The organism is Anaerocolumna sp. AGMB13025 (assembly GCF_029689925.1).
Lineage (GTDB): Bacteria > Bacillota > Clostridia > Lachnospirales > Lachnospiraceae > Anaerocolumna.
Window position 1 is genome coordinate 2,465,489 of record NZ_CP121445.1, and the last position, 19,754, is coordinate 2,485,242.

Genomic DNA, 19,754 nt, shown 5'->3' on the forward strand with positions numbered 1-19,754 from the left:
TTTTTTTCGCTTTTTATGGTTGTCTGATAGTAAAATCCATGGTATAATTCATAATGATTCTACTTATAAAAGTACATCAGGGAAGATGGGAAAATACAAAGCATGGATGGTAACGATAAAATACTAAGGAAAAGAAATCTTTACACAAAAGATCAATTAATGGATTTTTTTTCGCATATTTCATTGCCGGATGGCGTGATTAGTAATTACATAGAAAAAGATAATTATATTGAATTTGTTTATGAGAATACCATATACTCCGCTTTAATAGACGGAGCTAACTGGGAAGAGATTAAACAGGAGATGTTTCGTCAGAAAGAACGTAAGCTCATGGAGAGCTACCGTATAAAAGAGATGGAAAAACAGGATTCCCTGACGAAATTATTCAATAAAGAATATACCAGGCGTATTATAGAAAAGTTTTTAATGACTTCCGAACAAAATTCCCATCACGCACTTATGATTGTTGACATAGATAATTTCCAGGTGGTGAATGAAAATCTGGGTTATTTATTCGGAGATACGGTTTTGGTCAATATAGCAGAATCCTTACGAAAAATCTTTTACGATACGGATATTGCAGGTCGGATTGGCGGGGACGAATTCTTAATATTTTTAAAGAATGTTGAAAGTCCGGAGCTTCTTAAAGACAAAGCAGAGGAGATCTACTCTGTCTTTCGTAATACCTATACCGGTGAGAATACGGATTATACAATGTCCTGCAGTATAGGTATCGGAGTCTATCCCAATGACGGGCTGGATTTTATGCAGCTTTTTATGAAAGCAGATGCAGCATTAATACATACGAGAGAGCGCCACAAGAGATTTTACGGTTTCTATCAGGATATACAAAATACCAGCAATTATATAGACCATGACTGCTATGAGAAATATAAGATAACGAAGACAAGAGCCTATGGAAGTAATAATTTTGATAAAGAAATTACTGCTTTTGCCTTTGATATCATGTCACGGACAAAGGATGTAAACAGTGCAATCAATCTTTTGTTAAACAAGGTTAGGGCACAATTTGATTGTAATCATATCTGTATATTAGAAAATTCTATATCAAATTCAAATTTAAACATTACATATCTAAGCTGTAAAGACGGCATAAAACCGGAGAAAGATAAACTTAATATATTTATTACAAAATTACAGGACAATGCCCGTAAGTTTAATGAGAATGGAATATTTTTAATTAGTAACGTAAACGAGGCCATATCAGATAAAGATAAGAATATTCTTGATTCTTTAGAAATCCAGGCATTACTTCAATGTGGTATATTTGAGAACGGCAATTTAAAAGGCTGTGTCAGCATTCATGACTGTGAAAAGCCAAGATATTGGACTCAGTATGAAATTGATTCCTTAGTTACCATTACCAAGATCATATCCTCGTATTTGTTAAAATTAAGAGCTTCAGAACGGGCCAGTGCACAGTTGTACAAAATTAAGAATTATGATGTATTAACAGGTCTGCCAACCTTACATAAATTTAAGAAAGATGTAATACAGCTATTAGCCGATCATCCAGAACAAAATTATGCAATTATTTATTCGGATATAACACAATTTAAATATATCAACGATACGCTGGGATATGACATAGGTGATAAGATATTATGTGACTTTGCTCAGCTTTTGACGGCGAATGGTACCAAAGATATAGGTTTTTCAAGAGTGTCGGAAGATAATTTTTTGGCTGCAGTCCCTATAAAGGAGGAAGAAGAACTTAATAGCCAAATTATGGCAATCAATGAACAATTCAATATCATGCAGCGGGCAAAGTATCCGGGCAATAAGTTTATTGTCGCTAGTGGTGTAGCTTTGATTGAACCTGGGGAAGATATAACCATTGCAATTGATAATGCGAATGTAGCCAGGAAAAGTATTAAGAACTCACCCAAAACTGCCTGCAAGTTTTTTGACCACAATATGAAAATTCAGCTTCAAAGGGAAGCAGAAATTACCAACTCCATGGAACAGGCCTTAAAAAACGGAGAGTTTATCGTTTATCTGCAGCCTAAAATAGGGCTGGAGGATAATAATTTAGTTGGAGCAGAAGCTTTAGTTAGATGGAAAAAGAAAGATGGTACACTGATTCCACCCAATGATTTTATACCATTGTTTGAGCGTAATGGATTTGTTGTAAATCTGGATTTTTATATATATGAAGAAGTATGCAAGTTAATCAGATCCTGGATTGATACTGGTATGCCGGTAGTTCCCATATCTGTTAATGTGTCTAGAATTCATCTAAATGATGAGGATTTTGTCAATGAAATTAAAAAATTAGTGGATCACTATCAGATACCCTGCTATTTATTGGAATTGGAGCTTACGGAAAGCATTTTTTTGAGCAACGCAGAGGCTGCTCTAACCACAATGAAAAAGCTTCGAAATTTGGGCTTTGGTGTTTCTATAGATGACTTTGGAGCAGGTTATTCGTCTCTTAACTTATTAAAGAATATGGAGACCGATGTTATTAAGCTGGACAAGGAATTTTTTGGACAGGGTGATATGCTAAAAGAAGAACAGATTATTGTATCTAGTATTATCAGTATGGCAAAACAGCTGAATATGAAGGTTTTATCGGAAGGCGTGGAAACCCAGACTCAATCGGACTTCTTAAAAACCGTATTGTGTGATATGGCCCAGGGATATTTGTATTCCAGACCGGTTCCGGTTGAGGAATTTGAGACTTTGATTAAAGAAATCTATAAAAAATAGAAAATATAAGTACCCTGTCAGTTTAATATAAGTATGGAATAAAGTTATCCCTCTTTAAGGTGTATCAAATGTTATTTTTCTGAAACACTTTATAGGGGGATAATTGTTTGTAAGCCACATTTAAGTAACAGGATACTAATTTCATTTACTAAGGAAGCTTGCCATGATACGCACCGCACTAGAGGTAGTGACGGTTTGAGAGTTTCGTTCTGACCGAAAGTTTTAGTAACTAGAAACTTTGTGCCATAATAAAAATTAGCGTCGATTTGAATAAACGCCATTATGAATGGGAGCATCTCTAAGAGGTAATTCCTTGCTGTCAGGATCACTGTAGCTCGAAAGTGCCAGTTTAACTGATAATTTGTTCTATTGTTTTGATTAGTATAATTGTTAAACAAAATACATGGTCGTTATGATATAAAACATTGCCCAATTTTAAATTATTGATATAATAGAACTGATAAGAAAAATCAGATAGACTTACGAAAAATCAGATATGTTTCGTAAGTTGCGAAACTATACAGGTTTTAGGGATTAACAATTCAGCTAAGCTTGTTTCAGGGTATGTCACTATGAGGGCAGGCTTTAACCTAAAATATTAATAATTGCATGAGAGCAGATAAATTATCAGTTTCGTTATTACCTAGTAAAATCAATTGCCTGAAAGGAGATATTTATGAAATTTAGTAATGGATGTTGGGTACAAAGAGAAGGAACCGAGTGCTTTAGCCCGGCTGAAGTATATGAGACAAGAAGATCGGATAACAGCATAACCTTTTGTGCTCCTACTCATAAAATTAACCATCGAGGAGATACACTCGGAGGACCAAATCTGACAATTAAGATTTCCGCACCAGCGCCGGAAGTTTTAAGAGTTCAGACTTTTCATTATATGGGAGTAGTTGACCACGGACCGAATTTTGAGTTGTCTATTGATGAAACTCAGAATTTAAATATTGAGGAAACAGACTCGAATTATAAATTGTCAAGCGGTTCTTTAAATGTAACAATTAATAAACATAATGCAGCAATACAATTTAATCGGGACGATTATAAACTAACCGATAGTAAGTGGCGGGATCTGGCATACATGAAGACAGCTTTTAAAGGACTTGCTTACGAAACCGACAATAAAGATGCTTATATGAGAGAGCAGTTAGGCTTATCCGTAGGAGAATTGATATACGGACTGGGGGAACGTTTTACACCTTTTATTAAAAACGGACAAACCATAGATATCTGGAATGAAGACGGTGGTACCTCTACGGAGTTATCTTACAAAAATATTCCTTTTTATCTGTCAAACAGAGGCTATGGTGTATTTGTAAACCATACAGATAAGGTATCCTTTGAAGTTAGTTCTGAGATGGTGAAAAAGGTTGGTTTCTCTGTTCCTGGAGAAAGTTTGGATTACTTTATATTTAATGGGCCTACTATGAAAGAAGCGATTTCAAGGTATACGGATTTAACCGGTAAACCGGCACTTCCTGCACCCTGGACCTTCGGTTTATGGTTATCGACTTCCTTTACTACCAATTATGATGAAGCTACCGTAACCAGTTTTGTGGATGGTATGGCTGAAAGAGATATTCCATTAAGTGTATTCCATTTTGATTGTTTCTGGATGAAGGGCTTTAACTGGTCGGATTTCCAGTGGGATAAAGAAGTATTCCCAGATCCTGCCGGTATGTTAAAGCGTCTAAAAGAGAAAGGTCTTAAAATCTGTGTATGGATTAACTCCTATATTGCACAGGAATCCATTCTGTTTGAAGAAGGTATGAAAAACGGATATTTTGTAAAGAGAACCAACGGTGATGTATGGCAGTGGGATATGTGGCAGCCCGGTATGGCGCTGGTGGACTTTACCAATCCGGCAGCCTGTGAATGGTTTGCCTCAAAACTGGAAGTGTTGATGGATATGGGTGTAGACTGTTTCAAAACAGATTTTGGTGAGAGAATCCCTACTAAGGACGTTGTATATTATAACGGAGCAGACCCCATAAGAATGCATAATTATTATACTTATCTCTATAATAAAACGGTATTCGGTCTTGTTGAGAGAAAGTGTGGAAAAGGCAATGGAGTGGTATTCGCAAGAAGTGCGACTGCAGGTGGACAAAAATTCCCAGTACACTGGGGCGGAGACTGCTGGTCAGATTTTGAATCCATGTCTGAAAGTTTAAGGGGTGGATTATCTTTAACTATGTCTGGTTTTGGATTCTGGAGCCATGATATCGGAGGCTTTGAGGATACCTCCACCCCGGATGTTTATAAGAGATGGGTTGCTTTTGGTTTAATGTCCTCCCACTCCAGATTACATGGAAGTTCCTCCTACCGTGTTCCCTGGGCTTATGATGAAGAATCCGTTGAAGTAGCACGTTTCTTTACAAAATTAAAAATTTCACTAATGCCTTATCTTTATAAAACTGCTATCGATACCAATAAAACCGGTATTCCTGCCATGAGAAGCATGGTTTTGGAATTCCAGAAGGATCCCACCTGTCAGTATCTGGATAAACAATATATGCTTGGTGACAATTTACTTGTTGCACCTATCTTTAACGAAGAAGGAATGGCAGAATATTATGTACCAGAGGGTAACTGGACTAATTTCCTTACAGGTAAGTCAGTAACTGGCGGCAGATGGGTGAGAGAACACCATGATTATTTAAGCATCCCTTGTCTGGTGAAAGAAAATTCCATTATAGCAGTAGGTGCTGTGGATTCCAAACCGGAATATGATTATGCAAAGGATGTAACTCTAAAAGTATATCAGTTAACAGAAGGAACAGAAGCTAAAACTAACGTTTATAATATGTCGGCAGAACTTAAGTTAAGTGCAGGTGTAGTAAAGGAAGGCAATAAAATTACGATAAGTGTTCAGAACTTCGAGGAAGGAACGCCTTATAAGGTTTATTTACACGATGTGAAAAATGTAGATTCTGTTAGTGGGGCGGCAATCGAAGTAAATGAGACGGGAACCTTTATTATTCCTTCTGAGTATGGAAAAGATTCTGTTATTACCTGTATATTAAAATAACTCGCGTTTTTATTGAGCATCCGGCGAGTTACCTTAAATAGATAATTCCCCTATTATCTCATAAATCTGGGATACTTAAAGACAGACAGCAACCGTCAATGGTAGGAAAAACGGCTTCATAAGCCACCTTTGACGGCTAGTGTCTGTTTTAATTTTGTGTAATTGGTTGTAAGCACTAAAGCTTGCATTATCTAGTTTATTGACATTATGTGTATGATATCATAAACTTAGATAACAAATTGTACGCTTAATGGAGGATTGTGATTATAAGCAGGGATATCTTTTAAAGTATTTTAACGGCACACAATCAGGTGTAATAAGGGTTGACTTCAAAGTTGGGGCTTAACAATCATAGAATGACAACAGATGATCAGGTTAGTTGGTATAGAAGGGAAGTGGAAGAGTTGAAAGGATTTAAGTATTTAACAAGTGGTAAAATTAATTTTATTAAGATTTTGAAAATAGCTGCCGGAAGCAGTGCAGCCATACTGATTGCAGATCTGCTCGGGCTTAACTACAGCGCATCTGCGGGGATTATTACTTTGTTAAGCATTCAGGATACGAAAAAGGAAACCTTACTGGTAGCCGGAAAGCGTCTTCTTGCATTTATACTGGCTTTGTTGACAGCATATGTTCTGTTTACCTCTTTGGGGTTTTATACTGTAACCTTCGGTATTTTCTTATTGGTGTTCATCTCATTAAGCTATTTACTAAAGCTTCAGGAAGGAATTGCCATGTGTTCCGTTCTGGTAACCCATTTTCTTATTGAAAAAATATGGAGCCGGTACTTATCTTTAATGAAAGTAAGCTGATGATACTAGGTATTCTCATTGGCATTATTTTAAATCTGTATATGCCTGGTAATGTAAAGGCAGTTAAGGCAGACATGCGATTGATTGAGGAAGATATAAGAGTGGTTCTTTCTATATTATCCAAGGATATGACCCATAACAGGAAACTGCCAAAGCAGACAGAACAAAGATTAAAAACGGAGGAATCAGAGCAGATAAAACTTACCTTGCAAACAGAGCAACTAGACAGGGCAAAGCTATCGGAAAAGCTTAAAGAAATAGATATTCATCTAAGGGAAGCATTATCAAGAGCTTATGATAATATGAACAATACATTATTAAGGGATACCAGATATTACCTTCAATACTTTATGATGAGGAGGAGTCAGTTTACTATATTAAGCCACATAGCGGAGCAGGTAAGTTTGCTAACAGCAATTCCGCCGCAGGCACAGGTGGTGGCTTTATATATGGACAAGATACGGGAGCAATTCCACGAGTATAATAATGCAGAGCGTTTATTGGAAGAGTTAAGACAAATAAAGGCGGCGTTTAAGGAAGAGCCCAACCCGTTGACCAGGGAAGAATTTGAGAACCGGGCAGTACTGTATTTATTACTGTATGATTTGGAGATATTTTTAAGTATAAAGAAGAATTTCGTGAATAATATCAGTTTGAACGATATTAATACTTACTGGAATATAGAGATATAGAGAAATAGAGATATAGAGAAACGGAGAAACAGATAGACGGTGAAACACACCTGTAGAACCCTAAAGTTTTACCTGTTCTAATTGTGGTGGTACAAATTCAAAGAAAAAACTACTTGGATGAAAATAAGGATTATATTTTATGTAAAATTTGTGGAAAGTATGCTGAAAAGGCGGCAAGCAGGTAATCACAGCCGTATATTTGGGCGGACTTAAAACAAATTATTACAAAATATAATCCTTATTTTATGTTCAGGTTTAATAACCAACTTTAACAAAAAATGACAATAATTTCCAGTAAGTAATAAAAGTCAAATTACTACTATAATTCATCTAAAATTTTTACAGTATAATTAGAAAAAGAAAAATGGTACTATTTATTCAGTCATTAAACATTATTACTTTTATGATCAGTACCGATTTCTGGAGGTTAAACATGCGAAAGTCAGCAACACAAACTAATCTGCATCAAAAAGTGAAGAAAAGGCAGAACCTGCAAGGGGTAAAGTTATTTTTATATGTATTGCCTTTTATATTATTATCCTTTACCTTTTCTTACTTTCCTTTACATGGCTGGATATATGCCTTCTTTGATTATAAACCGCCTTTAAAACTTTCTCAGTGTGATTTTGTAGGTCTGCAATGGTTTAAAATGTTATTCAGCAATCCCATGCAGGTAAGTCAATTAATGAAGGTAATGATGAACACCTTTGCAATGAGTGGTCTGACCCTTGCTACTTCGATATTCCCAGTAATTTTTGCCATTCTTCTTAGTGAAATAAAATGTAAATGGTTTAAAAATTTAGTACAGACCCTGACCACTTTACCAAACTTTATCAGCTGGGTCATGGTATTTTCAGTAGCCTTTAGTTTATTCTCGAATACGGGTCTTTTTAATACGGTTTTGCTTGACCTTGGATTAATTAAGGTACCGATTAAATTCTTAGACGGGGACTCCCATACCTGGCTTACGATGCTTTTATGGAACACCTGGAAAGGTCTTGGCTGGGGAGCGATTATGTATCTTGCAGCCATAGCCGGAGTTGACCAGGAGTTATATGAAGCGGCAAGAGTGGATGGTGCAAACCGCTTTAAGCTGATGCGTCACATTACCTTACCAGCTCTGATGCCTACCTTTTTTGTATTACTTATGCTGTCCATTGCCAATTTCTTAAACAATGGTCTGGATCAGTATTATGTGTTTCAGAATTCCTTTAACAAAGAACATATCCAGGTACTTGACTTATATGTGTACAACATTGGTATGACTGGTGCAAGCCCGTCCCTGGCAACCGCCATCGGCATGCTAAAGAGTTTAGTCAGCATCACTTTACTGGCAGCGGTCAACTATGCATCTAAGAAAATACGTGGAGTATCCATTATCTAGCAGAAAGGAGTTCAAAATGGAACACAGAGTGAAGTTAAAAAAGAAAAAGTATACCAAACAGGATATTCTGTTTCAAATCTTTAATTATACTGGATTTGCCCTGATTACCTTGATTTGCGTCTATCCGTTTTATTATCTGGCGATTAATACAATCAGTGCCAATGATTTAAGTGCCAAAGGATTAATTCGATTATTGCCGGAACAGATCCATCTTAAGAACTACATAGAAGTATTAAAATTAAAAGGTCTGCCGGCAGCAGTTAAAATTTCCTTGGCCAGAACTGCCGTTGGAACCAGCCTAACCGTACTTGCTTCTGCCTTTTTAGGGTTTATGTTTACACAGCAGAAGATGTGGGGGAGAAAGTTCTGGTATCGGTTTATTGTAATTACCATGTATTTTAATGCAGGCTTAATTCCTTTATTTATTACCATGAAAACCCTGGGGCTTACTAACTCCTTCTGGGTATATATTATTCCGGTAATTGTACAGCCCTTTAATATTATTCTGGTAAAGACTTATGTAGAATCCATTCCGGCTTCTTTGCAGGAAGCGGCAGAAATTGACGGTGCAAGTATTATTAAAATCTTTGCAAAAATTATCCTACCTACCAGTAAGCCTATTTTGGCAACGATAGCCATATTTGCCGCAGTGGCACAGTGGAACTCCTTTCAGGATACCCTCATATATGTGACGGACCAGAAATTATATTCCCTGCAATATTTACTGTATACTTATATAAACCAGGCTAGTTCCTTAGCTACCCTGATTAAAAACAGTGCGGGAACTGCTACCAATGTTATGGCACTTGCAACCAAACAGACTCCGACTTCGGTTCGTATGACGGTAACCGTAATCGTAGTATTGCCTATTTTATTTATCTACCCTATGTTCCAGAGATATTTTGTAAAAGGTATTATGATTGGTTCAGTTAAGGGTTGAATTTGAGCAAAACGAAATAATTTATTATTTTGCTAATTTATAAAATTAAAAATGGAGGATGAAGGTATGAAAAAGAGATTAGTAAGTATACTGTTATGTTTTATTCTGACAGCAGTTACCCTTGCCGGCTGCGGCAAGAAAGCAGAGGACACAGCAAATGTCGCACCTGCCGGTGATAGTACGGTATCATCAGAGGATGCAAATAAAACAGCTGATGCTGGAACAAAAGAGGAAACTGCCGCAGAGGACAGTGGTGCTAAGAAATATCCGAACTTTATAACTGTAGATGTATTTGATAATCTTGCCAACTATCAGGGAATCCAATCCGGATGGTTTGCAGATGTAGTAAAAGAAAAATTCAACATGGAACTTAATATCATAGCTCCTAATGTAGCAGGAGGCGGCGACACGTTATTCCAGACCCGTTCAGCAGCAGGTGATCTTGGGGATTTGATTATTGTAGGAGCTGATAACGGCAGACTGCAAGATCTTGTAACGGCAGGTTTAATAAAGGATGTAACGGATTTATTTGCTGCTAGAAAGAATATTTCTGAATATCAGAAGGCAATTGATTCCATAAACAGTCTGGTAGAGGGTGACAGTATCTATGCAATACCCACCAGTGTTTCCGCACAACCGGCAACAAATCCCTCCGAAGGTCTTGACTTAACTTTTGGTCCATATGTACGCTGGGATGATTATAAAGCAGTAGGTTATCCGCAGATTAAAACCCTGGAAGATCTGCTTCCGGTACTAAAATCCATGCAGGATGCCAATCCTACCAGCGATTCCGGACAGAAGACATATGCAATTTCTTTATTTAAAGATTGGGACGGAAATATGATGTGTCTGGCAAAACAGCCTACCTGTCTTTATGGATATGATGAACTGGGCTTTGTACTGGCTAAGGCGGACGGTTCCGATTACCAAAGCATTATCGATACCAATTCTATCTATAACAGAGTTTTAAAATTCTATTATGAAGCAAATAAGATGGGATTATTAGATCCTGAGTCCACTACGCAGAATTATGATACCTTATATACGAAATATCAGGACGGCGCTGTTTTATATTCCCCATGGCCTTGGCTTGGTCAGGCAGCATATAATACCACAGAACATAAAGGAGCTGGTAAGGGCTTTATGCTTGCACCCATTGATGATATGAAGATATTCTCATATGGCTGTACTCCGGTAGGAAGTAAGACAGTAGTGGCAATTGGTAGTAAAGCCGAAGATCCGGAAAGACTTGCTGACTTTATCGACTGGTTATATTCACCAGAAGGTGTCCAAATGTCCTGTGCACAAACCTCAGGTACCAGCGGACCACAAGGTCTGACCTGGGATATGGTAAATAACAGACCTGAATTAACGGATTTTGGTAAAGAGGCCTTATTAAATGGTGATGCAACTATGCCGGAAGACTGGGGCGGCGGTTCCTGGAAAGACGGTGTTTCACAGTTAAACTTTTTAACAGTATTACCAAGTGATATTAATCCGGTATCCGGATTCCCATATAACTATACCCTGTGGGATTCCGTTCTTGAAATGAATAAAACGCCTCTGGATACAGATTGGCAGAACAAGATGGGAGCTAAAACTACTCTTGAATACTTAACGAACAAGAATCAGGTTCTGGTTGCTCCTGGCAGCTCATATGTAGCACCGGCAGAGGATTCTCAAATTACTGCTATCAGAGGACAATGCAAGGCTATCATAATTGAATACTCCTGGAAGATGGTATTTGCCTCCAGTGATGATGAATTTAACAGCTTATTAAAAGAAATGCAGGAGACAGTGAATGGTCTTGGTTATGATAAGGTACTGGCAATGGATATGCAGAATGCCAAGGATCAGAATACTGCAAGAGTTGAAGCTGCAAAAGCCTCTAATTAAGTAAATATTTAACCTATTTATTTCAATAATAGAAACAGATAAATAGAAAAACTTCCCGGCATAAATGGAGTACAGCTTTGTAATCCATTCTGCTAGGAAGTTTTTTGAAAGGAGCAGAAAGCGTGATTAACAGCAATAATGTAAAGAAAATAGTTTATGGTGGAGATTACAATCCGGAGCAATGGAGTGAGGATATCTGGGAGGAGGACATGCGGTTATTTGCCTTGGCTGGCATTGATATTGTAACCCTGAATGTATTTAGTTGGGCCGAGTTACAGACCGATGAAGTCACCTACCAGTTTGAAAAACTGGATAAGATAATGGACCTGGTTAGGAAGCATGGCTTAAAAGTATGTTTGGCAACTTCAACAGGGGCACACCCGGCTTGGATGGCTAAAAAATATCCAGATATTTTAAGGACTGAGTTTAATGGTATGAAACGTAAATTTGGGGGAAGGCATAATTCCTGCCCCAACAGTCCCACCTATCAAAAATACTCAGTGGCCCTGGCGAAGGAATTAGCGCTTCGCTACAAAGGGTATGACAATATTGTTGCCTGGCATATATCCAATGAATTTGGTGGGGAGTGTTTCTGCGAAAATTGTGAAAAAGCGTTTCGGGTCTGGCTGAAACAAAAATATAAGACGATAAAAGAGGTGAACCGGGTCTGGAATACCTCTTTCTGGGGGCATACTTTTTATGATTGGGATGAAATCGTACTTCCCAATCTCTTAAGTGAAAACTTTGCTTACGAAAGGACAATGTTTCAGGGAATTTCCCTTGATTATAGAAGATTCAATTCTGATAGCATGTTAGCCTGCTACCTGGCAGAATATGAAGTCATTAAAGCGATTACTCCGGATATACCTATAACAACGAACTTAATGGGATTTTATAAACCCCTTGATTATAAAAAATGGGCAAAGTATATGGATTTTGTATCCTGGGATAATTATCCGTCTAATAGTGATTCCATCTCAAAAATAGCACTTAATCACGATTTGATCAGAGGTTTAAAGGGAGGAATGCCCTTTGTATTAATGGAGCAGACCCCCAGTGTGACCAATTGGCAGGCATATAATGCTTTAAAACGTCCTGGGGTTATGAGATTATGGAGTTACCAGGCAGCTGCCCACGGTGCAGATGCCATAATGTTCTTCCAGATGAGAAGGAGTATTGGAGCCTGCGAAAAATATCATGGTGCGGTAATAGACCATGTGGGTCATGAGCATACCAGAGTGTTTCGTGAAGTAACGGCTCTTGGGGAAGAATTAAAGCAGTTAGGAGATAAAACGCTTGGTGCGGTATCCGATGCAAAAACTGCCATCCTTTTTGACTGGGATAACTGGTGGGCGCTGGAATATTCCGCCGGACCCAGCTGTGAACTTAAGTATCAGGATGAAATTCTGAACTATTACTCGGCTCTTCATGAACAGAATATCCCGGTGGATATTATTGGATCTGATGATGAATTAAGCAAATATAAAATAGTCATAGCACCTCTTTTATATATGACAAAAGGAAATTATGATGAGAAAATCAGAGAGTTTGTAAACCAGGGAGGATCGTTTCTTACGACCTTCTTTAGCGGTATTGTTGATGAACATGACCTGGTAATAACGGGAGGGTATCCAGGTAAATTACGGGATATTCTTGGAATCTGGGTAGAAGAAAACGATGCACTGCCAAATGGAGAAGAAAATTCTTTTATTATGAAAGGAAAACAGTATCCGGCAAAACTGCTCTGTGATATAATGCATTTAGAAGGAGCAAAAACCATAAGTTCCTATGAAAACGACTTTTATGGAAATACTCCCTGCATTACAAAAAATACTTTTGGAAAGGGAACGGCATATTACGTAGGAACCCGTTCTTCCCGAGAGTTCTACCGGGATTTTCTGAAGGAAATATGTGAAGAAAAGGAGGTTTTACCGGTACTTAACACGCCTTCTGATGTGGAGGCTGTAAGGCGGATAAAAGGAGATAAAAGTTTTGTTTTTGTTTTGAACCATACATCGGAGGAGAAAATTATTATTGCAGAGAATAACTGCAAGGAACTATTGTCCGGTACGGTTTATGATAAAGGCAATAAAATCTGCTTAAAAGCCAAAGATGTACTAATTTTAGAGAGTACGTTGGTTATATAGTGATTAGTTAATTGGGCATTCTTAAAAAGATTGAACAGAAAATAGCGAATAAACAGACATAAAGGAGAACGTTCGTATGATACATAAGGTGATTGATATACAGGTAGAAGGCTCACTGCCTGATACAAAGCTCTATACTTATCTGCTGGATAATTCAAAAGAGATTGATGAAAACAGAGTAAGACCGGTTATCGTAATCTGTCCGGGAGGCGGTTACGCCATGACCTCAGACAGAGAGGCAGAAGCTATGGCCGTAAAGTTTATGGCTATGGGCTATCATGCAGTAATCCTGCGTTATTCAATTAGACCAGCAGTTTATCCCACTGCCTTGCTGGAACTGGCAACGGTTGTAGCACTTTTAAGAAATAATGCAGGGGAATGGCATATTGACAAGGATAAAATCATTGTTCAGGGATCTTCCGCAGGAGGGCATTTAGCCGCTAGTTACGGTGTGTTCTGGAAGGAAAGCTTTCTCTCTGAAGCTTTGCATACTGAAGCAGAGAATCTAAGACCTAACGGCTTAATACTAAATTATCCTGTTATAACGTCCGGAATCCATGCCCACCGGGAATCCTTTTATAACCTGTTAGGTGAACGATATGAGGAACTGGTGGATAAAATGTCTCTGGAAAAACAGGTTTCAGAAGATACTCCCAAAACTTTTATCTGGCATACATTCCCGGATGATTGTGTTCCGGCAGAGAATTCACTTCTTTTTGTAATGGCATTGAAAGAAAAAAACATACCTACGGAATTTCATTTATACCCGGCAGGAGGACACGGTCTGGGATTGGCTACTAAGGAAACTGCCTGCCTGAATGGATATGGTATACAGGAAGAATGCCAGAGCTGGATTCCTCTTGTAGAAACCTGGCTTAAAAATATATAATCTATATAAGGGGCTGTTGCAAACTATAATATACCAACCTGGACTTTACGCAAAATTTTTCAAAATATAATTCTTATTCCCTCCCAGGTAATTGAGTCTTTTGAGTTGCAACAACCCCTTTTACGAGAAAAGTTCTTTAATCCTATCTTCAAAATAGAAAGCCCTCCGTGCAGGATGCGCATTAGATTTAAGAGGAAGGTGTTACTGATGTGACAGTGCGCCATCATCTGCATGTCACACACTGTCACGTCTGCATGTCACACACTGTTACGTCTGTATGTTGTCACACCCTGTCACGTCTGTAGGTCACACCCTTTTATTTAATCAGAAATTAGTTTCTTTCTATATTCCGCCGGACTTATCCCCACATACTTCTTGAATTTCTTATGAAAATAGTCTACATTTTTATAGCCTGCCAGTTCAGATACCTCATATACCTTTAAATTTTTTTGCTTTAGCAGTTCCATCGTATGATTGATCCGGACATGGTCAATATAGCAATTGAAGCTTTCCCCCATTTTTTTGTTAAAAATTTTTCCTAAATAAGAGCTATTATAACCAAACAGTGGTGCGATGGTCTCAAGTTTTATATTGTCCCTGTAATTGTGATTGATGTAATAAACGATATCTTCCAGTATGCTTTCGCTGGAGGAATTACCGATGGCATTCATCAACATCTCAAATTGTTCGGAAAAGAATAGAATAATCTCATATAAATAATACTTGCTTTCAATAAAATCAATTACGGATGAATTAGTGGGAAAGGGTATATCTGTGGTACTGTAGATATGATTCATATTCTGTTTTATCTGTAAATAAATATCGGTTAGGAACAGCTTGATACCAGACAGTTCTGTATTTGTGTAGTAAAGATTTTTGCTTAGGGCCGATAAGGTATCTGCAATCATTTTCCGGTTAAAACTTTGAATACAGCCACAGAAGGTATCGCTGTAGTAGTTGGCTTTTTCTGCATTTATTTCATAGTGTACGGTATTGAAATCCGGCAGTTGTTCATAGCCTATGGCATGCTGGTTCTGTTCGCAAAAAAAACGCCGGTTTAATAATTGGAAGGCATCTTCATACGAATAATGGATATCTTCTAAAGTATGAACTAGCCGTCCATAAGTTATAAACAGGGAATCCAAAGGAGACCCCTTTTGGGGTTTCTCTTCGTAATGATTCAGGAAACCTAGAAAACGTTCCAGCGCAAATTCTCCTTTTAGTAAAATAATATCTTTTTGATGGATACTTATATGTTCAAAGGAATTATTACCATGATTTGTCACCTTTAACATATCTGCAAAACTGTAAATAATTGATTTGGTATCCTGGTTGTAATTCTCATAAATCAGCACTTGATATACCGGCGCAAGAAGATTCATTTCCAAAGGGTTAATACTTGAGTAATCGCTGGTATTAAGAAGAATATCTCTTAGTATGGTGTATTTGGCTTTTTCCCTATAGTGGTTCATGGTGTTGGTGTGCAGATGTTCTCGTTCGAGGGACTCTTTTACAGCTAATACAGCATTATATAGCTCATCTTCATCAATTGGCTTGGTAAGGTAGAAATCCACTCCATACCGGATTGCCCCCTGGGCATACTTAAAATCAGAGAAACCGCTTAAGATTACAAAATGACCTTTAAATTTCTGTTCCCTGGCGGCTTTTACTATTTCTATTCCCTGTAATTTGGGCATACGTATATCCAATAGGACCAGATCAGGTTTTAAGGCAAGAATGCAGTTCAAGGTATCTTCGCCGTTACTTGCTTCACCGCATATGGTAAATCCAAGTTCTTTCCAATTAATAATATATTTCAACCCTTCCAGGATGCTTGCTTCATCATCTGCTATAAATACTTTCATCATAAATTATTCCTCCATAGTATTGTGTAAAGGAAGCGTAAGAGATACTAAGGTACCTGCATGAGGCTGGCTTTTAATTGCCATACCATAGGCATCGCCGTAAAACAGTTTAATTCGTTGATTGATATTGTAGAGTCCGATATTGGAGGCAGCCTGTTTGTGGCGCAGATTAATACTGTCGGTTAAGGTAATTAATTCTTCTTCCGTCATACCAAGACCATTATCACATATATTGATGATTAAAAATTCATCCTCTTTTGCAGCGACATCGATCGATATCAGCCCGCCTTTTTCCGTTTCCTCCAATCCGTGAAGTATGGCATTTTCTACGATTGGCTGTAATAGAAGAGGAAGAATCTGATACTCCTCCAAATCCATATCCTCAGGTATTGTAAGGGAATAGTTTACACGGTCGTTAAAACGAAACTTTTGGATTGCTAAATAAATGGATATATAATCCAATTCTTTTTTTAGAGTCGTTGAAGAGGTGCCGGTGTTTTCAAGGACATAATGCATGGATTTACCCAAGAGCTTTATAGCATTGGATACATCCCGGTTGCCCTCAGTCAAAGCCTTCATCCGTATGGATTCCAAAGTATTGTAAAGAAAATGGGGATTAATCTGGCTTGCCAGCATTTTAAATTCCATTTTCTGCTGCTGATTCTTAAGGATCTGCTCCTGGATTTTGACCTCATACATCTGGGCATTCATCTTGGTGATGCTTTGAATCATGACCTTTAGATCCTGGAATACCTCCGATAATTCATCATCTCCCGGTATGGAATCGATTATATTGTAATCACCTTTACTGGCTTTGTACATTTCTCCCCGTAAGGTTATGATTCGGGAGCTGAATTGATTGGTAAATAAGGTAATCAGAATTAACGGTACTACGGTAGCAAATAAGATAATCATGCTGCAAATCAAGGTTATATTAGCAGTATCCTCAAAAGCGTTAAAATCCATAGACAATATATATAAATTATCTTTGGAAGTAAAGGGGTGCAGGGTTGAGATATCGGCTATACTTTCCTTATGTTCGTAAGTCAGCGGACCAGAATACTGAAATTGGGGCTGTTCATAATCAATTGGCAGGTTTAAGTATTTGCCGGACAGACCTCGTTTTGAACTATAAAAGACCGGGTCATTATTTACTGTTACCGCAGTAAACAGGGAGTTGTTCTGGATACGGTTTTTTAAGTATATATTACTAATGCGGATAACAAGTACGGCATATTCTTTCGTTGCGATAATAGGGATTCTCCTGATTAAGCACAGTTCCTGAGAGGTGTTATTCCAGGTGTCAACCGATTGAAGGCTTTTCCATAGGATATCGGAGCGATTGCTTGCCTGCTGATACCAGTGCGTATTCTTTATATCTTCCGTTACCGGTTGAAAAGACGCATACTCATAGATGGTCGGATTCGTGGTATACAGCTCGATTGAGGATATAAATGTGTTCTTATATATGTAATTCGTAAGCTTGGTAAAATTACTGCAGCTTCGGTCTGCTTCCTGTCTGCTGGAATACCGGGCTGCCAAAAGGGTCTGGAGTGACTTATCCGCAAAGATTTCATCGGAAATGTTATAAACCGTAGTAGTTACATCGAACATAACAGATTTTACCCGGGTATTTTCTGCCTCAACCTGTTCTTTATAGTGATTTAGAAGCAATCTTCTGGTATTCACGATTAAGAAAATCCCAATAATTAAGATTGGGATCAAAAGCGCAGATATATAAATGAAGTATAATTTCTTTTTCACATTGGTTTTGTGAAAAGTGTGTTGTAATACCCTTGGAATCTTCATGTTTTAGGCACCTTTCATAATTTCCTTTATGTTTATTATAGTAAATGCTGAAAAAATTGTCAAACAGCAAGAGTAAGAAGAAAGAATTTGAGGAAAGATTCAAATGCACGATTCATAAGAAAGATTTATCAGAAAGATTCAAATGTAAGATTCGAGAGGAAACTTTTTTAGATAATAAAGGCTGTCCCATAATGGGACAGCCTTTAGAGTTATATTACCTTTAATTTCTCTTATTCTCCGGTAGTTGCATTTTCCGTACTTGTATTATCGGTTGTGGAATCACCGGATGTTGTAGTATCTGTTGTATTGCCGGCAGATGATGTGTCATTTGCTGCATTGCCGGTTGTTTCAGCCTTAGGAATCGTAATATTACCAATAACGATGGGATCCCAAACTTTGTTATTAACAGTTATCTTGTAATCCTTCTTCATCTTTTCATATTCTGCCTTAAAAGCATCATCCTCAGCTTTGGATATGGCAGTACTTACTTCTTTATCATAGGCATCACTGGAATTGTTATCTACCATCTTAATAATATAGTAACCGGTAGCTGTTTCAATGATATCTGTGGTATAAGCACCCTTATCCAGTTTCATAGCGGCTTCCTGATATTCTTTTTCAGCAGAACCGTCATCTACAACAAAATCTAAGGTGCTGGAAGTGAGTTTGTCATCAGCTTCTTTGATTTTTGAGAATTCTTCGCCGGCTTTTACCTTATCAAGAGCTGCGGTAATAGCAGTTTTTGCAGCAGCTTTTTCATCAGCGGATAAATCCACCGATTTATAGTTTTCATCGTACTTTGTAGTAGGTACAAAAAGATATTCGGTTTTATATTGCTTGTAATCATCACGTTTTATGGAGGCTTTAATTCCATCATCATCGATATCGAAACTATCGACTAAATCTTTGTAATATTTACCGCTCAGTGTTAATTTTTCCTGTACCTTGACTAATACATCTTTTGTAAAACCGGTAACCTTTAATTGGTCTTTGCTCATTTGGTTTAAGATCTGGTCTGCATTGGTTCCTGCCTGAGTCTTTTCATCATCTGTGAGGGTGTATTTTCCTTTTACAGCTTTATCGTAAAGAATTTCATACAACTCTGCTGTATCCAAAACATAATTCTTTGCCTGTTCTCTCATGGATAAACTCTTAGGATCGTTAGGGTCTTTCTGATCCCAGTAGCTTGCACCGGTATATTGCTGATAAGCCGCATCATATTGGGCTCCGGTTGATTCAACAGCTGAAATATAATACATGACTTCATTAAGATAAACATTCTGGTCATTAACCGTCACTACGATAGATTTTGCCGGATCACTTTCCTTTTTTTCACATCCGGTCATTAATGTCGCTCCAACTGTTAATGTAAATATCAGTAGGAGGGACACAACTTTTTTTGCTTTTTTCACTTTATTTCCTCCATTTAATTAATACTCAGTGCTAAACATGAGCAGCCATGTATACACATAGTATCTATTTTAAACCTTTTTTTTCATAAGTCAAGACATAGAATACGAGATTCATGGGTTCTTTCGTTGTTATTG

General features: G+C 37.7%; 12 protein-coding genes. 9 read left to right on the plus strand and 3 right to left on the minus strand.

Annotated features, from left to right (window positions below; translation table 11 throughout):
* Positions 1-102 precede the first annotated feature (102 nt).
* The 9 genes from QA584_RS10005 (at position 103) to QA584_RS10045 (ending at position 14,533) form a co-directional block, all read left to right on the plus strand.
* Positions 103-2,733, plus strand: a complete 2,631-nt coding sequence (locus QA584_RS10005) for a bifunctional diguanylate cyclase/phosphodiesterase (RefSeq protein ID WP_278274375.1) — start codon at positions 103-105, stop codon at positions 2,731-2,733.
* A gap of 676 nt (positions 2,734-3,409) precedes the next feature.
* Positions 3,410-5,773, plus strand: a complete 2,364-nt coding sequence (gene yicI / locus QA584_RS10010) for an alpha-xylosidase (RefSeq protein WP_278274376.1) — start codon at positions 3,410-3,412, stop codon at positions 5,771-5,773.
* Positions 5,774-6,096: 323 nt separating this feature from the next.
* Complete coding sequence (locus tag QA584_RS10015; protein ID WP_278274377.1) at positions 6,097-6,585, plus strand: aromatic acid exporter family protein; 489 nt, start codon at positions 6,097-6,099, stop codon at positions 6,583-6,585.
* Complete coding sequence (locus QA584_RS10020) at positions 6,549-7,277, plus strand: hypothetical protein (RefSeq protein ID WP_278274378.1); 729 nt, start codon at positions 6,549-6,551, stop codon at positions 7,275-7,277. The genes QA584_RS10015 and QA584_RS10020 overlap by 37 nt, the downstream gene beginning before the upstream one ends.
* A gap of 433 nt (positions 7,278-7,710) precedes the next feature.
* Entirely contained in the window at positions 7,711-8,661 is a 951-nt protein-coding gene (locus QA584_RS10025; RefSeq protein ID WP_278274379.1) for an ABC transporter permease, read from the plus strand.
* Positions 8,662-8,677: 16 nt separating this feature from the next.
* Positions 8,678-9,601 (plus strand): carbohydrate ABC transporter permease, encoded by a 924-nt coding sequence (locus QA584_RS10030; RefSeq protein WP_278274380.1) that lies wholly within the window; start codon positions 8,678-8,680, stop codon positions 9,599-9,601.
* A 66-nt stretch (positions 9,602-9,667) separates the two neighbouring features.
* Positions 9,668-11,497 carry an ABC transporter substrate-binding protein gene (locus tag QA584_RS10035; RefSeq protein WP_278274381.1) on the plus strand — a complete coding sequence of 610 codons (1,830 nt, stop codon included), beginning with the start codon at positions 9,668-9,670 and terminating at the stop codon, positions 11,495-11,497.
* Positions 11,498-11,619: 122 nt separating this feature from the next.
* Positions 11,620-13,644, plus strand: a complete 2,025-nt coding sequence (locus QA584_RS10040; protein WP_278275140.1) for a beta-galactosidase — start codon at positions 11,620-11,622, stop codon at positions 13,642-13,644.
* A gap of 76 nt (positions 13,645-13,720) precedes the next feature.
* Positions 13,721-14,533, plus strand: coding sequence for an alpha/beta hydrolase (locus QA584_RS10045; RefSeq protein ID WP_278274382.1), 813 nt, complete (start codon positions 13,721-13,723; stop codon positions 14,531-14,533).
* Between the two features lie 320 nt (positions 14,534-14,853).
* Here the strand turns inward: QA584_RS10045 and QA584_RS10050 are convergent, their stop codons facing one another.
* The 3 genes from QA584_RS10050 to QA584_RS10060 all read right to left on the minus strand — a co-directional run bounded on the left by QA584_RS10050 (position 14,854) and on the right by QA584_RS10060 (position 19,619).
* Positions 14,854-16,401, minus strand: coding sequence for a response regulator transcription factor (locus QA584_RS10050; protein ID WP_278274383.1), 1,548 nt, complete (start codon positions 16,399-16,401; stop codon positions 14,854-14,856).
* Between the two features lie 3 nt (positions 16,402-16,404).
* Positions 16,405-18,207: a sensor histidine kinase gene (locus QA584_RS10055; protein ID WP_278274384.1), complete on the minus strand. Its 1,803-nt coding sequence runs from the start codon at positions 18,205-18,207 to the stop codon at positions 16,405-16,407.
* Between the two features lie 230 nt (positions 18,208-18,437).
* A complete protein-coding gene (locus QA584_RS10060) occupies positions 18,438-19,619 on the minus strand; it encodes a peptidylprolyl isomerase (protein WP_278274385.1) in 1,182 nt (393 codons plus the stop codon).
* Positions 19,620-19,754 lie beyond the last annotated feature (135 nt).